We start from the raw sequence: 25,901 nt of genomic DNA on the forward strand, positions 1-25,901 counted from the left end.
AAACGAATATGAATCAAAAAATAACCCGCAGAAATTTTATGGGACCACTCGTGATGGCGGGACTTAGTTTGCCATTTGCCAAATCCCGAGTTGGTTCTGTGACAAATGCAGGAAAACGAATTGGAATCATAGGTCTAGATACCTCCCATAGTGTCGCTTTCACCAAATCATTAAACGCTGATTCGCCCAATCCCGTTTACGATGGATTTAAAATTGTCGCAGCCTATCCCCATGGAAGTAAAGACATTGTGTCAAGCACCGAAAGAATTCCTGGCTATACCGAACAAGTACAAAAATTAGGTGTTGAAATTGTAGGATCAATTCAAGATTTACTCCATAAAGTAGATTTTGTTATGCTTGAAACGAATGATGGAAGATTACATTTAGAACAAGCCATTGAAATCTTCAAAGCAGGAAAAACGACCTTCATAGATAAACCTATTGCCGCTTCGTTGAAAGATGCCAAATCCATTTTCAAAGAAGCAAAGAAATACAAAGTCCCTGTATTTTCTTCCTCCTCACTTCGCTACGCAACGGGTATGCAAGAAATTAAACAGGGTAAAATTGGGGCAGTTTCAGGAGCAGACACCTACAGCCCAATGAAATTCGAAAAGACCCATCCTGATCTATTTTGGTATGGAATACACGGCGTTGAAATGTTATTTACGGTTATGGGCCCTGGCTGCGTATCTGTTCAACGAACCATTTCAGAGGAACAAGAAGTTTGCACAGGTATTTGGGACGATGGTAGAATTGGCACATTTAGGGGGATAAAATCTGGAAAACAAGATTATGGCGGAATTGCCTATGGTAAAAGCGGTATCCTGCATTTAGGGCCTTATAATGGCTACGATCCTTTATTAATTAAAATAATCGAATTCTTTAAATCAGGAATTCCACCCGTAGATGAACGGGAAACCTTGGCCATTATGGCCTTTATGGAAGCCGCCGATGTTAGCAAAAATGCAAAGGGCGCGCGTGTTGAATTAGCACAAATTTGAACATAATCACATGAGGAAATTAGCTTCAATCATTTGTATAGCTTGTTTGTTTGCTGCCTGCCAAACAAATAAATTAAGTCATTGGGAAGAAAAAAATGGCTATCAATTGCTTTTCGACGGTACATCTACGCATGGCTGGCGAGGTGCCTACCTAAGTCAATTTCCTAGCCATGGATGGGTCATTAAAAACCAACAGCTTTTAGGCGAATTATCTGCCGGAAAAGAATCTGGTGATGGCGGGGACATCATTACGCTAAAAAAATACCAAAATTTTGACCTGAGTTTTGACTGGAAACTAGGGAAGTTAGGGAATTCAGGCGTGAAATATTTTGTCGAAGAACTTGCCGAAAAACCCAAAAATTCCAGCTCATTGGTAGGTTATGAGTACCAATTAATCGATGATCAAGATTTTATTTACAACGAAAAACACTTACCCGAAGACCATAAAACAGGAGCGCTATACAACATCAGTGCCCCCAATAAACCCAATGTCAAAATAGGTCAATGGCATACGTCGCGCATCGTCGTGAAAAAAGATCAAATCGAGCATTATTTAGATAAACGACTTATTCTATCAATCAATCGTAGCTCCGAGGAATTCAAAAATGGCTATTTAGCCAGTAAATTCAAATCCATCGCAGGCTACGATAAACGAAAAGAAGGATATATTTTATTGCAAGACCACGGGCACAATGTCTCGTTCAAAAACATCAAAATTAAGGAGCTTGAGTAGTTTTTTGGTAAACTGAATGACCTTTTACAATGGTATGTTGAATCTCAATTTGTTGATTAAAGAGCACGACATCCGCATCTGAATTTTTAGCAAATGAACCTTTTTGAGCGCTAATCCCCATAATTCGTGCGGGAGTAGTCGTCATCATTTGAACAGCCTCAACCAAAGGTACCTCGGCCAAATCCAACATCGTTTTTAGTAAACGATCTGCCGTAGCTACACTTCCAGCAAATGTTGTTCGATCCGGTACCTTGGCAACACCATCCTCAACGATCACATGTAAGCCATTTTTATACGATCCCAAAACGGACTTCCCTTCCGGCATATCTGCGGCCCGCATAGCATCCGTAATTAGGGCAATTCTGTCTGGACCTTTGATTTTATAAATCAATTTTAATAGTGGGGCAGGTAAATGAACGCCATCTGCAATTATTTCCACATCCATGTCGTCCAATAAATAAGCGGATTCAATGACACCCGCGTATCGGAACGCATTTCTGCGTGTGACACCTGACATTGCTGAATAAAAATGGGTAGCCAAGGTAAATCCACCATGTTCAAAAGCCTCAATTACCTCCTCATAAATAGCATCTGTATGCGCAATGGCGGCTAAAACGCCTTTGGAGCTTACATATTTCCCAAATTCAACAGCCCCTTTTAGTTCAGGTGCAGCAGACCAGCGCTTGATAAAATCAAAAGATTCCAATATTTCACGATATTCAGCAGGATCAGGATCTCGGATAAATTTAGGGTCTTGTGCCCCACGCTGAGCAAGGGCAAAATAGGGGCCCTCCAAATGCATCCCTATAAAATCAGCCCCCTTGGTATTGGAAATTTTGGCTTGCTGATATGCTTCAAGAGTTTGAATTAAATCAACTTTTTCGCAAGTCAACGTCGTAGGCAAAAGGGAGCATGTCCCATGTTTGGCATGTGTTTCAGCAATTTGTAAATATGCCTCCACCGTGCCATCCATAAAATCAGCACCGCCACCGCCATGAATATGGATATCAATAAAACCGGGTGACACAAAATTCCCACGAGCATCGATTAGTTTGGCATCCGGAAAATCGACATCCTCGCGAACCACGTCCAAAATCTTTCCATTTTCAATCAAAAGACAAACTCCATGTTGAATCTGCTGTTGATGAATAATCGGACCATTAAATATTTTGACTCTATCGAGCATCTTTCAGAAAATTTTCGGGTAAACGAGAAGCCGCATTTAAATCTAAATAAATATCAACATTGGGATGATTTTGCAGTATACTGGCAGGAAACAGATTAGAAACTTCGCGCGTTAAACAATCCGCAACTGCCTGAGATTTTCGTTCATCCGGCACCGTACAAACGATGTGTTTTGATTTCATGATTTGTTTAATCGACATGCTAATGGCCTTTTTGGGAACATCCTCCATCGTATCAAACCAACCCTCGCCAAACTGCTGCGCTCGACACCCTTCATCCAAATTCACAACGATATAAGGCGATTCCGTATCAAAATCAGCAGGAGGATCATTGAAGGCCAAATGACCATTTTCTCCGATACCAACAAAAGCCAGATCAATTGGGTTTTGACGTATCAATGCCCCTAAACGATCGCACTCAGCCTCTGGGTCAAGTTCCCCATCAATCAAATGGCTACTTTTCAAATTCGGCACTAAATTTATAAACCGCTCAATCAAATAACGACGAAAACTAGCCTTGTGCGTGATGGGAAGACCGATGTACTCATCCAAATGAAACATTTGAACGCGATCCCAAGCGATCGCTGGATCACGAAGCAACTGCTGAATAACTTCGAATTGGCTCGTACCGGTAGCCAAAATAACAGAAGCAAAACCTTTTAATTCAATGGCTTTTTTGATCAATTCAGCTGCCCTCAAACCAGCTACATTTCCTAAATCCACGGCATTATTACTGAGATGTATTTTCATAATTTAGACTATTAAACACGTAAAAAAATATTTTTTTTATATAAAAAGCGTAAGAAAATCCATTTAAGAAATAAAATTGAAAGGGCGGCTCCAACAAGCATGCCAGACTCTCCTGACCAAAGATAGCCCCATTCAAATAATTTTTTGGCTGTAAATTCCCAATCAATAAATTTATCGGAAATATAAATCAAAATCGAATTTACGCCGATAACCTGAAAAGGGAAAGCCCATTTTTTATAGCCTAAGACATCGATCACATAGTAAAATACGGCAAAAAATAAGAGACTTAATCCCACGGTTTGCATGACAAAAGAACTAGACCAAAGATTTTTGTTGATCGGAAAATCTAAGTTCCAAAGCTGTGCAAGTAGTAAAGAAAAACATCCTGCAGCCAACAAATACAAGGTTTTTCTCCTTCCATTACTAGTCGTTTTTCTCAAATATACCCCGACCATTATACCTGCAAGCGCATTGCAAATTGCGGGAATGTTATTGAAAAATCCCACCGTATCGTGAATTCCTTTACTCAATTTACCGGGCAAAATTAGTCGGTCAACATAAGACGCAAAATTTCCAGGCATAGTCAAATCTCCTGCGGCATAACCAGGTGCAGAAGCGAATTTAAGAATCAAATAATACCCAATCAAAAGTCCACAAAACCAAATGAGTAGCCAAGCTTGTTTGCTATAGAGGTAAATGAAATTAGCCAACATATAGGCAATACCTATTCTACCTAATACAGAAGAAAAACGAACATCCGCAATGGGTTTCAAGATTAAGCCATTATTGTATATAATTCCCAATATCACTAAGGTAAAACCACGCAAAAGGATTTTTTTCAATAGGACATGTTTGGCAATCCCCTTTTCCAACGCATTACCGATGGAATATGGCGTTGAAACTCCAGCCAAAAAAATAAACAACGGGAAAATAAGGTCGTAACATGTGAAGCCATTCCATGCAGGATGACGAAGTTGGTCAGAAAAAGATTGAAAAAAAGCAAGATGTGTTGTTTCGGAAAGTCCATGCACCACCTCCTCAGCACCCATGATCCAAAACATATCGAATCCTCTTAGCGCATCCAACGAATATAAACGTTCATTCAAAAAACTTTCTTGCTTACTTAGTAAATCCCTGGACTCGCCCATGTCTTAAATTTTAGGCTCCCATCCAGCTTGGTACTCGCGTGACCAATACTTCATCGCTTCTCGATCATTTAAAATATGTCCATTTTTAGGATTAATCGCCAAGGTCCGACCTACTCGTTGGGAAATATTCCCTAATTGAACCAAAAGAGTACTTTGGTGGCCACTGACAATATCCGAATTCAGACGCGTACCTAAACGAATGCCATCAAAGAAATTGAGAATGTGCAAGGCATCTAAATTTTGAGAAGGATCAGAAAGATTACGGGCATCCACAAGAAAATTGTTTTTAACCTCCTTGACCAAATTATTTTTTAAATCATAAATTTTATACGAGTTGCCACTTTCGATAACCATACTTCCCTGCTCAGCGTAAAAAATAATCCCTACGCTATTGGCCTCAATGGACTTTCCATTGCAACTTCTACCCTCCCATGAAATCATGGAATTATTGTCAAACTCCAAATTAATCATTTGGGTGTCAGGCGTTTGCCAATCATCTTGATACCTAAAGCGGCCACCCGTTGAACTAACTTTTGTTGGGTATTCCACATTCAAGCCCCACCTAGCTAAATCGACCATGTGCGTTCCATTATTCAATGCTTCTCCCGTTCCCCAATGCCAAAACCAATGCCAATTGTAGTGAATCAAATTATCCTTGAAGGCTTTTCGAGGCGCGGGACCTTGCCATAAATCATAATTTAACCATTCTGGAACAGCAGTCTCTTTCCCAATACCAATGGATGCCCGGTTATTTGTGTACCAAGTTTTCGCAAAATAGGGCCGACCAATGACTCCTCCATGTAGTTCTGCGATGGCGGCAGCTACATTAGGCCATGAACGCCTTTGGTTTCCCATTTGTAAAATTCGTTTGTGTTTTTCGGCAGATTTAACCAACATCTCCCCTTCATTCGGGTTGTGGCTACATGGTTTTTCTAAATACACATGTTTTCCTGCTGAACAAGCCAACAAAGCAGCGGGTGCATGCCAGTGATCAGGAGCTGTTACAATAAGCGCATCCAAATCTTTATCTTCTAAAGCATTCCTGAAATCAGGTGTTGCTTTGGGCTTTATCGATTGTATTTTATGGATTGCATCAATGCAAATTTCAGCTGCACGTGAGTCCACATCACATACATGCAAAACCTCACAATTTTTTTGAAGGGCGAAATTTTTACCAACAGCCAAACCACGGCTATTAACACCCATGCAAGCCACTCGAATTTTTTCGTTAGCTCCTAAAATTTGTTGATAACTTTTCGCAGAAAATGAAGGAAGGATACCACCCAAAGTTAATGCAAAGGCACCAGTTGAGGCCTTTTTGATAAAGGTTCTACGTGTATTTTTCATTTAAATAGGTTTAAAATCAACTAAAGATTACAAATTTATTTGACTATTTTCATTTATAATTATAAATAAGACGGTCTTACTCTTTTCTTCACTAAATCCATTAACTGCTCGGAATCAAACGCCAATAAATAAGCGCCATCGGCACACTTTTTGTTGACGATTTAGTCATAAACTAGCGAATGGGATATACTTTTTGAAGCCAATCAGCTGTTTTTATAAAAACGTCTGATAAACTTTTTTTCATTTCATGTGTCTCTTTTGGATATAAAACCAATTCTGTTTTGATTCCCAATTGGCTTAATTTAGCATGTAAATTTTTCGCCTGTCGAACATCCACAAGCTCATCATCTTCCCCATGAAAAATGATTGTGGGTACACCTGTTTTTGGGGTCAATTGAAATATAGGACTTGATGTCCTAGCTATCTCTGCTTTCGCATCCGGATTACCCAAAAAATAACTGATTGCCGCATCCGCAATTCCTTGTCGGCCACGCGTAATTGAATCAGACAAATCAGTGGGGCCAACGATATCTACCACAGTCTTTGTCATTTTTTTCGGGTCATTTGCATACGCATACATGAGTGCCAAATGTGCCCCCGCACTGGCACCAATCAGAGCAAATGACTTCTTTTTATATCCAATACTATCGGCTTTATTGGAAAGAAATTGCAAGGCTTGGCTTACATCGTCCATTTGCGTTGGATATTTATTAGCCCCCTTTTTGACAAATCGATAATTTATAGAGGCCATGGAATATCCCATTTTGCCTACCAGTAAATCAATCAAAGGCCTAGGCAATTGATGCTTTCCGCCTTTTGACCAAAATCCGCCATGGATAAATACAACCATGGGAGTTTTTTTAGTATGCTTTCTGGGAAGGTAAATATCTAATTCATTCCGGTGATCGGGCGCATCGCCATAGACCAAATTCGAAATTTGTTGAAAGTTACTTGAATCTGCCTTCGCAATTTCTGCAAAAGCCCATGCGGGTATCAAAAAAAATGAAACGCCTAGAAATACCCAAAAACGTATTTTTTTGTTCATGTTGGTTTTTTATCTCATACTAACTTAGAATCGCCTTAACTACATTTCCATGTACATCAGTTAATCGGAATCGCCTTCCTTGATATTTAAAAGCCAATTCTTCATGATCTATCCCCATAAGATGTAGTAAAGTGGCTTGGAAATCGTGTACATGCACAGGATCTTTCAAAATATTATAGGAGAAATCATCTGTTTGGCCGTACGTAATTCCGGGCTTAACACCCGCACCAGCCATCCACATGGAAAAGCACCTCGGATGATGATCCCTGCCATAGGCATTCGCAGATAATTTACCCTGCGAATAAACCGTACGTCCAAATTCCCCTCCCCAGATAACCAAGGTATCTTCCAGCATTCCTCTTCGTTTTAAATCCAAAATCAACGCGGCTGTCGCTTGGTCCGTTTGCTGACATTGCTTGGCAATATTCCGTGGCAAATCACCATGATGATCCCAACCTTGGTGATACAATTGCACAAAACGAACATCTTTTTCCAATAACTTTCTAGCCAGTAAACAATTGGCAGCGAAAGATCCTTTATCCCTACTCGTAGGTCCGTACATGGCAAAAGACGCATCACTTTCACCCTGCGTATCCATCACCTCGGGAACAGATGTTTGCATCCGAAAAGCCATTTCGTATTGGGAAATGCGTGCGTCAACTTCCGGATCACCCCATGCATTATTTTGAATTGAGTTCAATTTTGTCAAATAATCCAACATCTCTTTCCGGTCTTCTCCATCATAACCCTCCGGATTATTTAAAAACAAAACAGGATCTTTACCCGATCGAAACTGAACACCCTGATGCTCCGAAGGCAAAAAACCATTGCCCCAAAGACGCGCATATAAGGGTTGATCTTTAGCCGCATCACTCGAAACCAACACAATAAATGCAGGTAAATTCTGATTTTCAGATCCCAAACCATAGCTGAGCCAAGATCCAATAGAAGGCCGACCGGCTAATTGATGACCCGTTTGTAAAAAAGTAATCGCCGGATCATGATTTATTTGCTCCGTAAACATGGAATTAATAATGCACAAATCATCCACAACTTGGGCCGTATAAGGCAATAAATCGCTCACCCACGTGCCCGATTTTCCATGCTGACTAAATTCAAATTTAGAGGGTACGACTGGTAAAATAGCTTGATTCGCACTCATGCCCGTCAGTCGCTGACCTTGCCGAACAGAATCCGGCAAATCTTTTCCATAAAAAGATTTTAAAGTAGGCTTGTAATCAAAGGTCTCAAATTGTGATGGACCACCAGCCATAAACAAATAAACAACGCGCTTGGCTTTGGGAGCAATCGCTGGCAACATGCGCATTATTTCTTTTTCCAAACTCGCAGCGTTCACTTGCTGGGTGAAAATACTATTCAACGCCAAAGCACCAAAACCCATGCCGGTCTTTTGAAGAAAATCCCGACGATCCAACTTCCGATGCAATTCCGACAAGTCATTAAATGGTGCCATGTTATCTTTTCGTTAGCGTTGCATCTGAATTCATAATGGTACTTGCCACAACAGCATTCGCCGCGACAGTCGAAATATCTAAGTCGGTGGGAATTTTAGCCAATCCAGATTGAAGCCAACCTGTTGCTTTTTGAGGTGACAGCTGAAACTTCTTAAACTGATTGGCCTGTAATTCCAACAATAATTTCATTTGCTCTAGGGGAATCTCCCTTCCCGTTAATTTCTGAAAGGCTAAATTAATCGCAATTTTGGGATCTTTTTCACGGCTCATTTCAATGGCCAAAACTTTGGCCGCTTCTACAAATGTAGGGTCATTCATAACCACTAAGGCCTGCAATGGCGTGTTTGTTTTTTGTCGCCTAGGTAAACAAGAGGTGCGCGCTGATGCATCAAATGTGCTTAATGTGGGGTTTGGAACCGTTCGTTTGACAATGACATATAAACTTCGTCTGTACACAGCATCCGTGGTGTCTTGGAGGTACGTAGAACTATTTATCTCCCATAAACCAGCTGGCTGATACGGCTTTACACTTTTTCCTCCAATGGCAGGATTCAGTAATCCACTAGCTGCCAATGCGTTATCTCGCAACATTTCAGCGGTCAACCGCTTCGATGGCCCTCTAGCTAAGTATCGATTTTCAGGATCAAGCTCCAACAATTTCGGACTAGTTTTAGAGTCTTGTTGGTACGTTTCTGACAGAACAATCTCACGCATCAGCCGCTTTATATCCCACCCATTTTCCATAAAATCAGTAGCAAGCCAATCCAATAACTCCGGATGACTTGGCATTTCACCTTGGTTTCCAAAATCTTCGGAGGTTTTGACTAAACCGATTCCAAAGAAATTTTGCCATATCCGGTTGACTAACACGCGGGAGGTTAAGGGATGATTTTTATCCGTTAACCATTGAGCCAAACCCCATCTATTTTTTGGCAAATTAGATGAAAAAGGGAGCACGCTTTCCGGAGTGGAAGGAAAAACAGGAATAGTCGGGGCATCGTATTGCCCCCTAGCTAGTAAAAAGGATTGTTTGGGTTTAGACATTTCTTGCATGACCATAAGCTCCTGCACGTTTTTCGTCGAATCAGCAAGCTCAGTTCGAAGCGCCGTTAATTCGGACCATTTAGTCACGTAGTCAATATCATGATTTTGGGTATAATACGCATGCAATACCGCCACCTCTCCTTCCTTGAGCGAACTAAAATCTTTTAAAACGATGTCCTTCCATGAAGCTTTTTTCGCCAATACCTTCACCTCAAATGGACTCAGCTCGCGTTGATAGACGTATAAATCATCAACTTTCCCCCCTTTAAATCCTAGGCCTCTCCACCATCCGCCAACTTGTATTGCGGGTTCAGATTTGGAATTGAAATTTATGTCTTTGTACAACTGATCAATTACGGTTTCCATGGCCAATTCGTCACCATCAAGAAATAGTTTAAAGCCTTGGGCAGATGAGGAACCATCGTAAGTCAGTGTTAATTGAATCCATTTGTTTTTGGGAACCTCTTTAAGCGACAACTTCGTAATGGCATTCGAAGGAGCTGTATGTGCCATCGTAATTTCAAATTTCCCATCCCGTATGTACACGTGAAAACCCTTAAAATTGTATAAGCGTTCAGCTATTGACTTGTGAAAAATCACGCCTTCATTTAAATCAGCAGGGATATTAACTGAAATTCCAATTGTAAATGCATTCGATTTTCGAAAGAGTCCAACGGTGTTTAAGTCCAAATAAGTGTCCCCATCAAACACCAAATGATTCCCTGATTCAAAGTTTGGCAAATCCCCTTTTTGACCAGCTTCGTGCTTCATTTCAGCTTTTTGGCTCGAATCAATTAAGTTTATTAAGTTATTTTGAAAGGTATAATGACCAATAAGTCCTTTCTGTGGCATCATTTGATTGGATAAAGCAGCTGCATTCCCCTGGGCTACCCAATCCGAAAACTGACCCAAATTATTCTTTTTCCGTTGGCCTAATTCATCCTTTTTTACCTGAATCTTTTGCTCAATAAATGCCAAAATTTCCTCTTTTTGCTTTGTTGGCAACATCAACGTAGGCGTAGGCATATCGTCATTGAAGGAAATCTGTCCAGCTTCTCGAACATTATTAAAAAAACTAAATAATTCGTAGTAATTCTTTTGGGAAAAAGGATCGTATTTGTGATCATGGCAACGGGCACAGCCAACAGACAAGGCCATAAACGCCTCACCGAAAGTATTTGCACGGTCCATGACATACTCTGTTTGGAATTCTTTTTCAATAATCCCTCCCTCAGTATTTTGCTGGTGATTTCGATTAAAGGCCGTGGCGATTAACATGTCCTTTGTTGGATTAGGCATTAAATCTCCAGCTAATTGATAATTTATAAATCGATCATATGGCATATTGGCATTAAATGCGCGTATAACCCAATCGCGATAGGGCGACATATCGCGAATTCGATCAACCGTATATCCATGCGAGTCTGCAAATCGAGCAATATCCAGCCAATCTCCAGCCATTTTTTCACCTAAATGTGGTGATGCAAGTAATTTATCTACTTGTTTTTCATAGGCATTTAGATCATTGTCTTTCAAAAATTGATTGATATCATTCAAACTCGGTGGCAAACCCGTTAAATCCAAATACAATCTCCGAAGCAGTAATTCGTTAGACGCCTTGGGAGCAGCTTTCAGTCCTTGTTCTTGACGTTTATTTTCAACATAATAATCAAGTACTTTGCGTGGTTTAGCCGCCAAAAGAGCAGGAATACGTTGCTTACTTGGTTTCAAAAACGCCCAATGCGGCTGATAGACAGCACCATCTTGAATCCATTTTAGGATAGTCGCTTTCTCCTTATTATTTAATGATACATGCGACTTGGGTGTAGGCATTTTGTATTTAGGATCATTCGAAATGATTCGATGATACACTTCGCTTTGTAGTAATTTGTATGGTTTAATAGCAAATTTACCCGGGCTCTCAGGTAACTCAGCAAACGAATTTTCGGGGAAATCAAGGCGTAAGCCTGCTTTTTGTTTCGCTTTATCTGGACCGTGACAAGCAAAACATTTATCCGAAAGGATGGGCTTTACATGGCGATTATAATCTAACTCTTTGGGTAAAAGTTGCCATTCTGCCGAAATTCCAGCAGGCAATTTTACCGCCAATTCAGTTTTGTTTTGAGCAAATATCAAACTCGGAAAAAGTAACAAAAGATATTTAATCATTTTTTTAAGGAGTCCGGTTTTGTTAGTAACTGACTTCCTCCTTCAATCTGAAGCTGAGGATGTGCTTTTTGTAATTCATACAAAGCTAATGGGCTAATATTTGTCTGCCAAACATATACCTTTTTTAAAGAAAACACATTGTGTAAAGCCATAGCCGTTTGATCCGTAACAGGATTACCATATAAATTAAGTTGCTGTAATTTAGGTAATTGTAAAATCAAACCTACTAATTCATCCGTCAAATGTGCGTTGGAGAGTTGGAGTATTTCTACATTTTTAAACTGAAACAAACTACGCATCGCTTCCTGATTCAGGACCAAATTAGTAATTCGAAAGCCTGCAATTTGATCTTTAATTGGATAAAGTACCTCAAACATGGTAGGTTCAACTTGCTTCACATTGACAAAATTAATGAACAATTGCTGGGTAGTCGGATCCATCACTTGGGCAATTATTCCTTGACTTTTCAATTCCTTGATCATCGGCTCCGTTACTGCCGCATAAGAGGCTTGCTCTTCCACTTTCAATGGCGTATCAGGTAACGAAACAATCTTTTTCACGGCATCTTTATCCTTCTTTTCAACCGGTTTTGATATGATCTCGTTAATCTGTTGGACTACTTTTTCTTTCCATTTCAAGAAACTTCCATGCGTTAACATGGTCCCAAAATACAAGGTAAACAGCAAGACAATCCCTCCTAATCCTATGCTAATTTTTTGCCATTTTGGGTAAAAAAAAGCAGCTGAAAAAAGTATAAACGTAGCTATTCCTAGCCATTGATGTGAGGTGAATATTGCCGACTGCTTATTTTGCGATTCAGCTAAAAAGTACCCGCTGATACAAGAGAGCAAGGAAAAGAAAGCTCCTATGCCTAGTAAATATTGAATTGCTAGTTGATAATCCCTATTTTTTGATTTCGGCAAAAAAGCAAAAACAACAACAATAGAGAAAAGACCTACGGGAAAATGAACGAACAGCGGATGTAACTCAGAAAAAAATTCCAAGGGGCCAAACTGATCAATTAATTGTTTCACCTCCATTTTAGCTGCAATCAACTTGTTTTAATTTCATTCTAATTTTTCTGACGATTTATTCCCAAGATATTATTTCTTAATGGGCATATTGGCCTGAACATTTTGCCGCCAATCTTTTAATAAGCGATGTAATTCGTCTCTTTTCAAAGGAAAATCATTTGATAAATCATGGCGTTCCCCTACATCATTTTTTAAATTATATAATTCAATATGGGAAGTTTCGAAATTATCCACCAACTTCCAATCCCCTAACCTTACCGATCCGGCTGGACGGCCTAATTGATTTGAAAAATGCGGATAATGCCAAAACAAAGCGCGGTTTTCATCTTTTACATTTGGATGATTAATTAAAGGCCAAATACTTTTGCCATCCGTAAATTCAGGCGGTCTTTGATCTAACAAATCTAATATCGTGGCCGTATAGTCCGTATTCATAAAATAAGAATCATTCACCTGATTGGGCAAAATCTTACCCTCCCAAAACATGATGGTAGGAATTCTAACTCCGCCTTCATAGACATGGCCTTTCCATTTCCTCAGGCTATCATTTTGTGTGGGAGTTGGCCCCAACTCAGGCAAACCTACTCCCCCATTATCTGATGCAAAAATGACTAAGGTATTTGCCAACAAGCCTTTTTGCTTTAACGACTCCATAATTCGACCAACGCCATCGTCCATACTCTCCACCATTGTCGCATAATACGGATTAAATTTGCCCTTGAATTTTTCGTACTTCATGAAATACTTATTTAGTTTGGTCGCTTTGGGAACAATAAAAACATGGGGCGCCGAATAGCACATGTACATAAAAAATGGATTTGACTGATTTTGATTTCCTATAAACTCGACCGCATAATCACTCAATTTATCCGTCATATAGGTTTTGCCATCATCTTCAAAAATAGTTTTAAAGCTATTTTCATAGATCCCATAATTATAATAATCTAGCCCATTTTTACCAATCATCCGGGCATAATCGAAACCTCGATTCCAAGGAGCTAAGCTGTCGCCAGAACCCAAATGCCACTTCCCAATCATCCCCGTTTGGTAACCCAAGGACTTTAGTCGCTGTGCCAACGTGATTTCTTTTGACCGTAAATAGGTAGTCCACGGAGCGGGTAATAATGGGGAATCCGCCTCTGTCCGATTTCCAATTAAAAAGTTTGTTAGTTTTAGGCGAGCAGGATGAAGGCCCGTCATAATTGCCGCACGGGAAGGAGAACAAACAGGACTGGAAGCATAAGCCTGAGTGAAACGAACCCCACCGCTCGCTAATTTATTAAGATTAGGTGTTTCATTATACGGGTTTCCGTAGCAACCCAAATCCATATATCCCAAATCATCTGCTAGGATGAAAATAATGTTAGGCTTTTTTGGATTATCTGATGCGTCAGCCATCAAACTTCCCAAGCACAAAAAAACAAAAACCCATAAAATTCGAATCATCTTCGTTCCATTTAAGCCATTCTTTTGGCCTAAATTAAAGGCTATTTTTACCATACAAAAACTAGTTTTTTACGACCCAAATGCAACATCAAATTGGATCGCATGTGTGAAAGTTAAAATCAGAGGCAATCATTATTAATTCATTTTAGGTGAATTTAAACGACGGAGCGTTACCAATTTTACATCAAGATCGTTGGCCTTAAGCAATGAATTACTGAATACCTTCAAGGTTCCACTTCCTGCCTTTAAATGCACAGAACCTAAATTTAAAGGCCTAAAATCTTTCATGTAAGATTCCTCTCGAGGAACAAGATCATATTCCATCCCGAAAAGTGGCACATTATTTTCTTTTGTGATTTTACCAGTCACGACTGAATCACCAAAAGACATCGATAACGCTGTTCCGACATTCTCTTTTGAGCACGCATAATAAAGACTAATTTCAAAATCCCCTTCTTGTTCAAGTGCTACTTCCCAACTAATAAAATCCTCCTTGGATAACCAATTTGTCATGTGGCTATCATTGGGATGCTGATTGGATCGTTTTATATTTCCATGGCCAAAACCCTCGCTGACAGGCAATTGAGTTATAGGTAAACCTAGGTGGCCGATGATTAAAGGTCTATTATCTTCTTTGGGGAGTTCGGTTAATACGTCTGATTCCCATGTATTTTTTACTTGCAAAAGTTTTTGATAGTCAGCAGAAAAAGTAGTGGCGACATTGGTAGTTTGCGCATAATCATCGACTAAATTATACAACGCACCATCCGCGGATAACCTGAAATTTTGTGACCGAACACTGATTTGTTTATTCCAATAACTTACAATAAAACGGTCGGAATCCACGGAGGTTTGATTTCCCATCAATATAGGTTTAAGGCTAGTCCCATCCAATGGTTTTTGGGACGTAAACGGTATTTCGGCTAAATCTGCCAACGTAGGCAATAAATCCATGACACTCGTGATGGATTTAATTTGAGTTCCGCCCTTAAATTTTGCCGGCCACTGCATAAGCAAAGGTGATCTGACGCCACCTTCATCCGTTGTCCCCTTAATCCCTTTCATTCCCCCATTCCAGCGATGACCATTGGGCCCATTATCTGAAAAATAAAGCACAATGGTGTTTTTGGTTAGCTTCAATTGGTCTAATCGCTCCATCAGTCTACCTACATTCCAATCGATATTTTCAGTCATCGCAAGCGCAGCTTTGGTATGCAAGATGTTTTCTTTAGAGGGGATGGTTCCTTTTTGGCTTAGTTCAATATTTTTATACTTAGTCCAATTCTCCTCAGGCACTTGCATGGGACTATGCGGTGTATTTAAGGGCAAGTAAAGAAAGAAGGGAGATTTCGTATGTTGGCCCATAAATTCAATCGCATGATTTGTTAAATCATCGGTTATAAACCCTTTACCTTTCGTAATTTCTCCGTTATGTTCAAGAATTGGATTAAAATAATTACCCCAATGACCCGAACAAAAACCATAAAAATCATCAAATCCCCTGGAGTTAGGATGGTAAGGTGCCTGACCTCCATTATGCCATTTTCCATAAGCTGCTGTTGAGTAACCAGCTTTTTTGAAAATTTGGGCAATTGTCGTCTCGTCTAAATCTAATCTCACTCTTCCAGTAGCCGTGCCAGAAATACCGCCACGAACGTGATAACGGCCCGTCAATAATTCAGCGCGTGTGGGTGAGCAAACTGGACTTACGTAGAAATGCTGAAAACTTACTCCGTTTTTTGCTATTTTGTCGATGGAGGGAGTCGCTACCGTTAAGTTTCCATTATAGCCTAAATCACCCCAACCTTGATCATCGCTTACGATAATTATGATATTAGGCTTTTCGAATTTTTGGCCATTAGACTGAAAAATGGTGTTTATCAAAAAAACACACAGGATAAAATTTTTCATAACATTAGGTTGCTTTACTTAAAGAGGCTTAGCGGTGAACTTCATTTAATTTCCAATTTATAACTAATTCATATAAAAACTAGCCTTAAGGAAAGTTAAGTGCTTGCTGAAAAAGATAAAAACTAATTGTTATTTTAGCTCGCACAAAAGCAAGCTTTTTTTAGTATGCCAAATTGGTTTTTTGGCATACTTCAACCCAAAAACCACCCATGCATTCACTTAAATCTATTTTTCTACTTTTTGCCCTTTTGCCTCTTTCCCTAGATTCGCTGGGACAAGGAGTTTACAAGCTAAAATCAGGGGACCCCAATGGCATCAATAAATGGTATATGGGTAGGCAAATTGCGCAGGTGATGAGTCATTATGGCATCGATTGGCTTGAGAGAAAAGAAAGGGAAATGGAGGAAAACACCTCGCTTCTACTAAAAAACTTAGCTGTAAAACCGGGAATGCTTATTGCAGATATTGGGGCGGGAAGTGGCTACCACAGTGCCATGCTTTCTAAAATGGTGGGCTCTGGTAAAGTTTTTGCTGTCGATGTGGAACAGGAAATGATTGCCTATTTACAGGCGAGAATCAAGCGTGAAAAATTGTCCCAAATTGTGCCCGTGCTATGCACTGAAAAAAGTGTTTCCTTACCAGAAAATACGATTGATTTAATTTTGCTAGTTGACGTTTACCACGAATTCTCCTACCCCTATGAGATGGCGCTATCGATGCTTAGTTCGTTGAAACCCGGCGGAAAACTAGTCTTAGTCGAGTTTCGATCCGAGGATGATGAAGTGCCCATAAAAACAATTCATAAGATGAGTGAAAACCAGGCCATCAAAGAATTAAAAATTGCCGGGTTCAAATTTGAAAAAAACATAAGCAACCTTCCCTGGCAACACTGCTTAGTGTTTACAAAGAGATAAATCTTGCAAATTAGTGATGAGAGAAATTTAATTTCGTTGAAACAATCAGTAAGAATAAGTTCAAAATTTAAAGACGAAAATGATGCTACTTAAAAACTTTAAATTTCTGTTGATCGTGCTAGCCTGTTTGGTGTCTTCCAGAGTCGTTGCCCAAAAAAAGAAACACCCAAACGTTATTTTGATCATAACCGATGACCAAGGATATGGTGACTTGGGAATTACCGGAAATTCAATTGTAAAGACACCAGTCATTGACCGATTTGCTAAGCAGAGTATTCAGTTTAGCAATTTTCATGTTTCTCCAGTATGTGCGCCTACCCGGTCTAGTTTAATGACAGGCCGCTACTCATTGCGAACAGGAATTCGAGATACGTACAATGGTGGAGCGACGATGGCATCTTCAGAGATCACAATTGCTGAAATATTAAAGCATGCAGGGTATGCCACTGGGTTATTTGGGAAATGGCATTTAGGTGATAATTTTCCTAGTCGGCCGATGGATCAGGGATTTGATGAGACACTCATGCACCTTTCTGGAGGCATGGGCCAGGTGGGTGATGTAAGCACCTATTTCCAAAAAGACAGTAGCTATTTTAACCCAGTCTTGTGGAAAAATGGTAAGCAGGAATCCTACAGTGGCTATTGTTCAGATATTTTTGCAGCGAACGCCATCAAATTTATTGAAAAAAACAAGGGCAATCCATTTTTCTGTTATCTCTCATTTAATGCTCCGCATACGCCTTTACAAGTACCCGATAAATATTATCAGATGTACAAAAATGTAGATCCTTCCGTTGAATTTGATAAAAATAATCCAATGCACCTGAAAATGAGCGAGCAAGACAAAGAGGACGCTCGAAAGGTATACGGAATGGTTAGCAATATTGATGATAACATTGGCAAGCTACTTCAAAAAATTACTGATTTAGGAATTGAAGAGGAGACCATCGTCCTATTTATGACGGATAATGGCCCGCAGCAATTACGTTTTACAGCAGGGCTGCGAGATAAAAAGGGGTCAGTTTATAATGGGGGTACCCGAGTACCTTTTTTCTTGAAATATCCTGCGTTGACAAAAGAGAGTAAAGTTATTGAAACCATGGCGGCCCACTTTGATGTTTTGCCTACTTTGTCTGAATTATGCCATGCGGATTTACCAACTGACCGGAAAATTGATGGAAAAAGCCTTTTACCACTTATAAAAGGTAAAAATACCGATTGGTCAGATCGGGCATTATTTAGTTATTGGACGAGAAAGTATCCTGAACTTTATAACAGTATGGCCATTCAAAAATCAGGGTACAAGCTGGTTGGGCAAACCAATTATAACGCTTCAATCGAAGAATTTGAATTGTACAATTTGAAAAACGATGTCCATGAACTCAATAACATTGTAAAAACCAATAAGGAGATTGCTTGGAAACTGAAAAATGAATTAGACATCATATACCACGAATTAATTCTATCCGAAAATCTGATAAAGCACCCTGTCACCACTATTGGGTCAAAAATGGAAAATCCATTGATTTTGAATCGAAATGATGCGGATGGTTCTCGCGGCTTATGGGATCAAGAATTAATATTTGGAAAATGGAACGTCACTATTTTAAAAGGCAAGTATAATTTTAAATTTAAATTCATAAAGCCAATTAGTGCAGGAGGGGCAATGTATTTGGAAACAAATTCAATAATTAATCAAATGAAGAATGATACCAATACGGATTTAATTGAAATGAAAAATATAACACTTCCCGAATTAAATGGAGAATTGATTCCCTATTATTTGATTAAGGGTAAAATGATTTTACCATTTAGTGTCGAAATTGAAAAAATTGACTAAAAAAATCAGAATCATTTGGAGAATATACCCCGAGCCACCTCATCAAATTGAATTATAATGCATGACAATTAAATGTAGGCATTAAGGAATATCTGTTTATTTTGCACGGTCTATCCCCATCAAAATGTATCGGTACCTTTTATTATTCGTTTGTTTTACAAGTTTTTCCCAAAAAAATCAGTCAATAAATGGCCAACTAATAGACTCGTTGACAAGAGAACCCTTGTCATTTGCATCTGTTCAAATTGAGTCAAAAAATCAACCCAGTGCAGCCAAAGGACAAATAGCAAATGAAAAAGGTTTTTTCGAATTTACTGGTGTAAAAGAAGGAGCATATAGCCTAAAAATTCAATACGTAGGCTATCAAACTAAGCTTATTGACATATCAATTGATCAACTAAATGGTCCATTGAAACTTGGCACTATCTATCTAACACCACAGAATCAAGAATTAGAAACCATCCAAGTTTCAAAAGAAAAGATCAAGGTCATGTCAACCTTGGAAAAACAAATTTTTAAAGCGGACCAATTTGAGGTAGCTAAAGGTGGAACCGCCGCAGATGTACTTAAGAATATCCCCTCCGTCATGATTAATGCCGAAGGAGAAATTTCCATGCGGGGATCAAAAGGATTTTTAATCTTAATCGATGGAAAACCAACCCAAGTAGACGCCGCTACGATACTTGCCCAAATCGCAGCTAATACGATTGAAAATATTGAAATGATAACAGCCCCAACTGCCAAATATGATGCAGATGGCAAAGCCGGAATTATCAACATTGTTACTAAAAAAGGCACAAAAGATGGTTGGTCCTTATCCTCCAATATGCAGTATGGCCTTCCAAGAATTAAACAGTATGAAAATGCAACGGAACCTAGTAGACAAAGCTTTGATCTAAGCGCTACATTTCAAAAAGGAAAATGGAATATGGCTAGTTCATTCAATTATTTACAAAATGATATCGCAGGAAGACGTATTGGAGATGTGAGGACAACCATTCAAAATGTGCTAACCTCGTTTCCTAGCGAAGGAGAAAGAAGTTTTAAACGTGATAGCTATGGATTCCGAAGCTCTGCACTTTATACGCCAACAAAAAATGATGATTTGCTCGTTGGCGTATATATAGGCAAAAAGAATCAATACCGCACTGCCGACATATTTTACACCAATTCGAAATACAATGTTTTGACAAATACATTAATTGGACGAACTAATTATTTTAATGCTAATCTGGTTTTAAAATCGGGCTACTTTAATGTCTATAACGTAGATTATACACATCGTTTTAGAAATAAATCCAGCTTAAGCCTTTCGGGACTACATGAATATGCGATGATTGATGGATTCACCCAAAACAGAAACTTACGGGAAAGAAATACTACTGACACGCTACAATACACACTAAATACTGGGGAAAATCCACTTAATGCCTATCGATTAAAAATTGATTATGAAACTTCGTTGGGCATTGGAAAACTTACCGTAGGATATCAATATCGAAATCAATTGCAAAATGGGTTATTTAATTATTTTCAAAAATCGGGCAACGGATTGCCATTGGTTTTAAATCCAAATTTTTCAGCCCAAATACAAATCATTAATAAAATTCATGGACTCTATGCCCAATATGGCGGTGTCTATAAAAAATTAGAATTTACATCCGGCTTGCGTTATGAAAATGCATTCAGAGATTTTCAGGTACCTAAATCGGCATCAAGTTCTGTTTTGAAACTTGCTAATTTTTTCCCGTCGGCTAATATCCTGTATAACTTTAAAGATGATTTACGATTTAAAATAGCCTACAGTAGAAGAGTTCAACGGTCCACGAATAACGAACTTAATCCGTATCCAGAAAGAGAACACAGCGAAACACTCGAGCAAGGTGATCCAACTATCCTACCCGAATTTATTCGAATTATGGAGGCAGGATTTACAAAAGATTTCAAAAAGTCCTCATTTTACGTAACGCTTTACACGCAACAAATAGATAATATCGTTAACCGCGTTAACAGCGTATATAATGATACCATTTTGAATAGAATATACACCAATGCAGGAAAAGCACAATTAGTTGGTTCCGACATGGGCTTTACCTACACCCCTTTTAAAAAGTTGAGGATGTTCGTAGGCGGAAACATCTATAGCTTACAGATAAAAGGTGCCTTATTCAATAATTCAGTTGCTGTAAATTCCAGCGGTTTGGTCTATTCAATTAATTCAAACATCAGTTACCAAATAAATACCTCCACATCAGCGCAGTTTAATTTAGCTTATCTCTCCGCTAAAAACACGGCTCAAGGTATTGATTCAAGATTTTATCAACCCAACATAAGCCTAAAGAAAGGTGTTTTGAAAAATAAATTATTTCTGACAGTTCAATGGCAGAATTTGGCATTCGGAAACATGAAGGTAAATGAACAAAGCATTTCTACAACAGGCGATAACTTTTATACCTCAACAAATTACATTCAAGAAACCAATATTTTCCTCTTAAATCTATCCTATAATTTCAGATCTAGTGAGAAAAAACTAAAGTTATCTAGTAGTGAATTTGGTGAAAAAGAATTTTAGAGACTTCTTCTTCCGGACGCGACGATCACGTTACATAAATCGCGCAATAGAAGCCCTTTTAAGACATTAATCCGTAGCTTAGCTCGTTCCTTTTAATCGTAGGATCCATCAAATATGTAAGAACGGTTCCATTAGACAAGAGTTCAACTACGCGAAAACCCTTATGCGGGGTGCCCCAGCTACCACCAATGTGTGAGTCAAACAAAAAAGGCAGTTTGCCTACCATTTGAACACCATCTTGATCGTGTTCGTGACCATGAAACACAGCACGAATGTTGGGATATTTCTTTATCAACTCAAAAAATGCAGGTGTTTCAATCCCATTTTTAGTCCATTTAGCCTGCGGGATATGTAAAAACAAAAATACATTTTTACGCAGTTTATTGGCTTCTAATTGAGAAGCTAACCACGCTAAATCAGGAGAAACATAGGTACCCTGTTCATTCGACGTATCACCCAATAAAACAACAGAATCTTTAACTACTAGGTTATGATTCAAAGGCATGTTCCACACGTTTTGCCAAAAATCTGATGAACATTTATCATGATTTCCCCGAGTAACATAATAAGGCATCCGGAATCCATCCAATTTCTTTTTGGCAAGCGGTAAAAAAGCTTTTTCATCATGAACAATATCTCCATTCATCACACAAAAATCAAGAGGATTTGAACCATGGAAAAGGTTGATCTTATCAATAATTGTATCCATCATCGCCTCATACGGAGTATTTGGTTGGCCATAATGCGAATCAGAGGCAACCGCAAAGCGCATAACGACCTGATCCTTTACTAGGTTTACCTCCTGCTCAGAAAATGAGCGAAATCCACCACCCACAAAAAAAGCAGATGCGAACGAAATATTTTTAACAAAATGCCTCCTCGAGATTGAATGATGATTTTCCATGGGTAAGTTATTGTTTTTTAAATGTACTAAAAGGTACCACAACAGATGTTACCTAAAATAAATTTTATGTTAATTTTTAAATAACCACACATCAAAAACTTTGGAATGCTGACGCCAATTTAAATGAGATTCCTCCGGTTCATCAAACGAAACCTCAATTTTTCCATCGCGCACATACTGTGGACTCAGCTGAAACTCTTTGAACTCCCCCATGCCTTTTTGATATAGCGTCGGCGCAATGCGAACGCCATCTACACGTAGTAAGGCTTCTCCATAACCCGAAATCCGAATGGAATATTTGGCATTCGGGTCTAGGTCAACATACGTTAGTTTGGGAAAATTTTGATATAACTGAGAGGATAGTCGGCGCCTACTTTTACCATTTTCCTCCCAAAGCACATCCGTTCCATCATCCGTTCGAGTCGTCACGCGAGGGCCCTTCGCGACATCCGATACATTATCGTAAAAACTACCAATCCCTGGATTCTCCCAGTTCGCAATCACTGCGATGCGCGCTAATTGATCTTCCTCCTTGGTCATTTTTTTAATTTTCTCGAACTCATCAGCTAACCACCACCGGTTATTTAAGGGGTAATCAATAAAATCCAAAACAGCTCCACGTTCCGCACCGCTTGCCTGATACTTCACCACACTCGATTGCAAACCAATGGAGGTAAATAATGCGTCGCAATAATAGATGATTTTTTGACGTAAATCTGAATTTACAGATGCATTATCTGCCTCATTAACCTTTGCAAGCGCCATTTCCATGGCTTTAAGTACACCTATTTGACTAGCTTTAGTTAAGATTAAATTCGCTTGATTCTCTAATTTTTGCTCATGAATTTTTCGCCGTTTGATATAGGTATCGTAATATGCACGCAACAATAGCTGTTGCCAACGCCAATTATTCTTCAGCGTTGGATATTGTATTTCTAAATTTTTCCAGTACGAAAACGTTGTCTCAATACCCCCATTTTCCTCTACCGGACCCACCCAATTACGCTCCAAAGCCAAAATGCCATCAGCCACTTGTTCAGATACTTGATTGCCAAAAAAGAATCGTGCATACTCAACCAAGACATCACGCACATCTTTTGAAGGATCCACCGATTTTTGGCTCCAAACAACTTTGTTGACATCATCATGCACACCATCTGAATAAGCTATAGATCCATCTGTCAAATGCGCAAATCGCTGATGTATTTTAGCATAATACACCGGCTGAGGATTCGAAACCTCACGACCCTCTGTCAGGGCAAATGCTTGATCCCAATTCTCCGTAGGATATTGGCAACGCACCGTATGTGTGATATCAGGGTAATGGCGGTGCTTGTATTGTTTGGGCAATCTGAAACGCGTACTTGCTAGATCAGGGCTACTTGGACCTGTAACGACACCCACTAGCCAGTTGGGTTGATATTTTTCCAAGTATTCGTAAAAATAATTAACCTCCTCATCACTAAACCCTTGCAAAGAAACCCACATTCCCGCTGCCGGATGAGACAATTTCAATTCTGCTGATAGGGCTTTTAGAAAAGGTAACACATATTTCGGATGATTACTTCCAGGATCACCCCCAGGAAAAAAAACGCCATCTATCTTGGGCGTTCTTTTATAAAAATCAGTGTGCTTGATGACCTCCTGTTTAAACTTGGCTTCATCTGCTAAGTCCACAATAGCAGGTGTCCAAACCCAGTAATCGAGTCCATAATTCTGACAGATTTGGCTTAATTTAACATTCATTTCCTCGCGCGATAATTTCATGTGAGGCCCTAGCGGAGTGTCCTCCATGGGAATATTTTCAATTGCATTCGTTCCAAAAAGTGCTAAATCTCGAATATATTGTTCATAGTGCTTCGCATCCCAAGCGTCCCATGAATTGGCGGTATTTCGATAACCCAACTGATGGCCACGAATTGTATGCAGCGGGGAAACTGCCACATCATATTTTTTATCTACTAAAATCTTATGCTTAGACAAATGGGCTTTTCGGAAAAACTCACCTAAGGAAAATAAAATACCCCTTTCATCCCCACCTATGAGCCATAAAATAGGCCTTTTAGTACTTATATCGATTGAAAAAGCATATCCCTCTTTGGCAAATGCAGGGGAATTTTTAGGCAATTGGGGTAACGAAATACCATTCAAATTTTGATCTGTTGCGAACACCAAGGCAATGATTGGCATCGCATCCGATTTATCTTGTACACGTAAGTTCAAGTCGGTGCGCGATTTAATCTCTTCCTGAATTAGCCTAAGATAGGTTTCTCGATAGGGAGATTTTAATTCTTTTGTTACATGTATCGTGGCATTTGAAAAGTCAACGATCTGGGCTTGACTCGAAAATGCAAACGAAATAAAAAACAATGCTTGAACTAATTTTCTCATAGGTACCAATGTTATGTTATCGAAAAATTTTGTGCTAGTTGGCACAAACATAAAAACCACGCCAATAAAATTTTATATTGCCAATTATTCCTGAAAAATACCATTTTAAATAAAATTTACGATGAAATTAAATCAAGAAATCATTCAACTATTTGATGAATATACACACAAGCCTTTAAGTAGAGAAGTTTTTTTAAACCGATTAACAAAATTAATCGGAGGAACAGCTGCTTTAAGCACTATTTTGCCCGTTTTAGAGGGGAGTTATGCGGCGAGTGCACAAGTTGCCGAGGATGATAGCGACCTACTCATTTCGACAGCGGAGTTTCCATCACCTAATGGAGTTATTAAAGGCTATTTAGTGCAACCCAAGAAAGCGAAAAAGCGCATGGGAACTGTTTTAGTCATACATGAAAACAGAGGTTTAACTCCACATATTAAAGATGTGACGAGGCGAATTGCCAAGGAGGGATTTATTGCATTAGGGATCGATGGATTGAGTCAATTTGGAGGTACGCCAACAAACGAAGATGAGGGACGTACGCTAATCGGAAAATTAGATGCGAAACAAAATATTGAAAATATGCTGAGTGGGCTAAGCTTCCTCAGAACATTGAAAAATAGTAATCAAAAAACGGCTTGCATTGGATTTTGTTGGGGCGGTGGTATTGTCAATGATTTGGCCGCCGCGGATCCTGCATTAACACTAGGCGTTCCCTATTACGGTCGGCAAATTGACGCTTCAGTCGTACCCAAAATTAAAGCCAAATTAATGCTTCATTATGCAGGTTTAGATGAACGTATCAATGCAGGAATTCCAGCTTATGAAAATGCATTGAAAAGTAATCAGATTGATTATCAGTTGTTTATTTATGAAGGGGCCCAACATGCCTTTAATAATGACTCATCCCCAGCGCGCTATCAGAAAGAAACAGCTGATTTAGCTTGGAGTAGAACACTAAATTTCTTCAAAAAATATTTGAATGAATGATG

General features: G+C 39.2%; 18 protein-coding genes. 6 read left to right on the top strand and 12 right to left on the bottom strand.

Translation table 11 applies throughout. The features are described 5' to 3' along the window. Positions 1–8 precede the first annotated feature (8 nt). Together ACIQ6T_RS04330 and ACIQ6T_RS04335 are read left to right on the top strand one after the other, a co-directional pair. On the top strand, positions 9–1,001 hold the full coding sequence (locus ACIQ6T_RS04330) for a Gfo/Idh/MocA family protein (protein WP_395784606.1): 993 nt from the start codon (positions 9–11) through the stop codon (positions 999–1,001). 10 nt (positions 1,002–1,011) lie between these two features. Beyond that, entirely contained in the window at positions 1,012–1,734 is a 723-nt protein-coding gene (locus ACIQ6T_RS04335) for a DUF1080 domain-containing protein (RefSeq protein WP_395784608.1), read from the top strand. Here the strand turns inward: ACIQ6T_RS04335 and nagA are convergent. From nagA to ACIQ6T_RS04385, 10 genes are all read right to left on the bottom strand, one after another. After that, positions 1,718–2,920: an N-acetylglucosamine-6-phosphate deacetylase gene (gene nagA, locus ACIQ6T_RS04340; protein ID WP_395784610.1), complete on the bottom strand. Its 1,203-nt coding sequence runs from the start codon at positions 2,918–2,920 to the stop codon at positions 1,718–1,720. The genes ACIQ6T_RS04335 and nagA overlap by 17 nt on opposite strands. Further along, positions 2,910–3,668, bottom strand: a complete 759-nt coding sequence (locus ACIQ6T_RS04345) for a glucosamine-6-phosphate deaminase (RefSeq protein ID WP_395784612.1) — start codon at positions 3,666–3,668, stop codon at positions 2,910–2,912. Before ACIQ6T_RS04345 ends, nagA begins: the two co-directional genes overlap by 11 nt. Before the next feature lie 11 nt (positions 3,669–3,679). Next, the gene (locus ACIQ6T_RS04350) at positions 3,680–4,816 is read right to left on the bottom strand and encodes an acyltransferase family protein (protein WP_395784614.1); all 1,137 of its coding nucleotides are present in this window, start codon (positions 4,814–4,816) and stop codon (positions 3,680–3,682) included. 3 nt (positions 4,817–4,819) lie between these two features. After that, positions 4,820–6,163, bottom strand: coding sequence for a Gfo/Idh/MocA family protein (locus ACIQ6T_RS04355; RefSeq protein ID WP_395784616.1), 1,344 nt, complete (start codon positions 6,161–6,163; stop codon positions 4,820–4,822). Positions 6,164–6,335: 172 nt separating this feature from the next. Continuing rightward, on the bottom strand, positions 6,336–7,208 hold the full coding sequence (locus ACIQ6T_RS04360; RefSeq protein ID WP_395784618.1) for an alpha/beta hydrolase fold domain-containing protein: 873 nt from the start codon (positions 7,206–7,208) through the stop codon (positions 6,336–6,338). A gap of 19 nt (positions 7,209–7,227) precedes the next feature. Further along, positions 7,228–8,682 (bottom strand): DUF1501 domain-containing protein, encoded by a 1,455-nt coding sequence (locus ACIQ6T_RS04365; protein ID WP_395784620.1) that lies wholly within the window; start codon positions 8,680–8,682, stop codon positions 7,228–7,230. Position 8,683: 1 nt separating this feature from the next. Continuing rightward, a complete protein-coding gene (locus tag ACIQ6T_RS04370; RefSeq protein WP_395784622.1) occupies positions 8,684–11,896 on the bottom strand; it encodes a DUF1553 domain-containing protein in 3,213 nt (1,070 codons plus the stop codon). Next, on the bottom strand, positions 11,893–12,951 hold the full coding sequence (locus ACIQ6T_RS04375) for a DUF2231 domain-containing protein (protein WP_395784624.1): 1,059 nt from the start codon (positions 12,949–12,951) through the stop codon (positions 11,893–11,895). The genes ACIQ6T_RS04370 and ACIQ6T_RS04375 overlap by 4 nt, the downstream gene beginning before the upstream one ends. A 48-nt stretch (positions 12,952–12,999) precedes the next feature. Beyond that, positions 13,000–14,430: a sulfatase gene (locus tag ACIQ6T_RS04380; RefSeq protein ID WP_395784626.1), complete on the bottom strand. Its 1,431-nt coding sequence runs from the start codon at positions 14,428–14,430 to the stop codon at positions 13,000–13,002. 81 nt (positions 14,431–14,511) lie between these two features. Further along, positions 14,512–16,287 (bottom strand): arylsulfatase, encoded by a 1,776-nt coding sequence (locus ACIQ6T_RS04385; protein WP_395784628.1) that lies wholly within the window; start codon positions 16,285–16,287, stop codon positions 14,512–14,514. 209 nt (positions 16,288–16,496) lie between these two features. Here ACIQ6T_RS04385 and ACIQ6T_RS04390 point away from each other — a divergent pair, with 209 nt between their 5' ends. The 3 genes from ACIQ6T_RS04390 to ACIQ6T_RS04400 all read left to right on the top strand — a co-directional run bounded on the left by ACIQ6T_RS04390 (position 16,497) and on the right by ACIQ6T_RS04400 (position 21,613). After that, a complete protein-coding gene (locus tag ACIQ6T_RS04390) occupies positions 16,497–17,201 on the top strand; it encodes a class I SAM-dependent methyltransferase (protein WP_395784630.1) in 705 nt (234 codons plus the stop codon). Between the two features lie 79 nt (positions 17,202–17,280). After that, the gene (locus ACIQ6T_RS04395) at positions 17,281–19,041 is read left to right on the top strand and encodes an arylsulfatase (RefSeq protein WP_395784632.1); all 1,761 of its coding nucleotides are present in this window, start codon (positions 17,281–17,283) and stop codon (positions 19,039–19,041) included. Between the two features lie 124 nt (positions 19,042–19,165). Next, positions 19,166–21,613: a TonB-dependent receptor domain-containing protein gene (locus ACIQ6T_RS04400; protein WP_395784634.1), complete on the top strand. Its 2,448-nt coding sequence runs from the start codon at positions 19,166–19,168 to the stop codon at positions 21,611–21,613. 58 nt (positions 21,614–21,671) lie between these two features. On the opposite strand, the gene ACIQ6T_RS04405 is transcribed toward ACIQ6T_RS04400, so the two are convergent. Both ACIQ6T_RS04405 and ACIQ6T_RS04410 read right to left on the bottom strand, forming a co-directional pair. Then, complete coding sequence (locus ACIQ6T_RS04405; protein WP_395784636.1) at positions 21,672–22,517, bottom strand: metallophosphoesterase family protein; 846 nt, start codon at positions 22,515–22,517, stop codon at positions 21,672–21,674. Positions 22,518–22,586: 69 nt separating this feature from the next. Then, entirely contained in the window at positions 22,587–24,908 is a 2,322-nt protein-coding gene (locus tag ACIQ6T_RS04410; RefSeq protein ID WP_395784638.1) for a hypothetical protein, read from the bottom strand. A 121-nt stretch (positions 24,909–25,029) separates the two neighbouring features. Here ACIQ6T_RS04410 and ACIQ6T_RS04415 point away from each other — a divergent pair, with 121 nt between their 5' ends. Further along, on the top strand, positions 25,030–25,899 hold the full coding sequence (locus tag ACIQ6T_RS04415) for a dienelactone hydrolase family protein (protein WP_395784640.1): 870 nt from the start codon (positions 25,030–25,032) through the stop codon (positions 25,897–25,899). The last annotated feature ends 2 nt before the right edge of the window (positions 25,900–25,901 follow it).

It is taken from the genome of Aquirufa sp., assembly GCF_044377215.1.
In the GTDB taxonomy this organism is placed as follows: domain Bacteria; phylum Bacteroidota; class Bacteroidia; order Cytophagales; family Spirosomataceae; genus Aquirufa.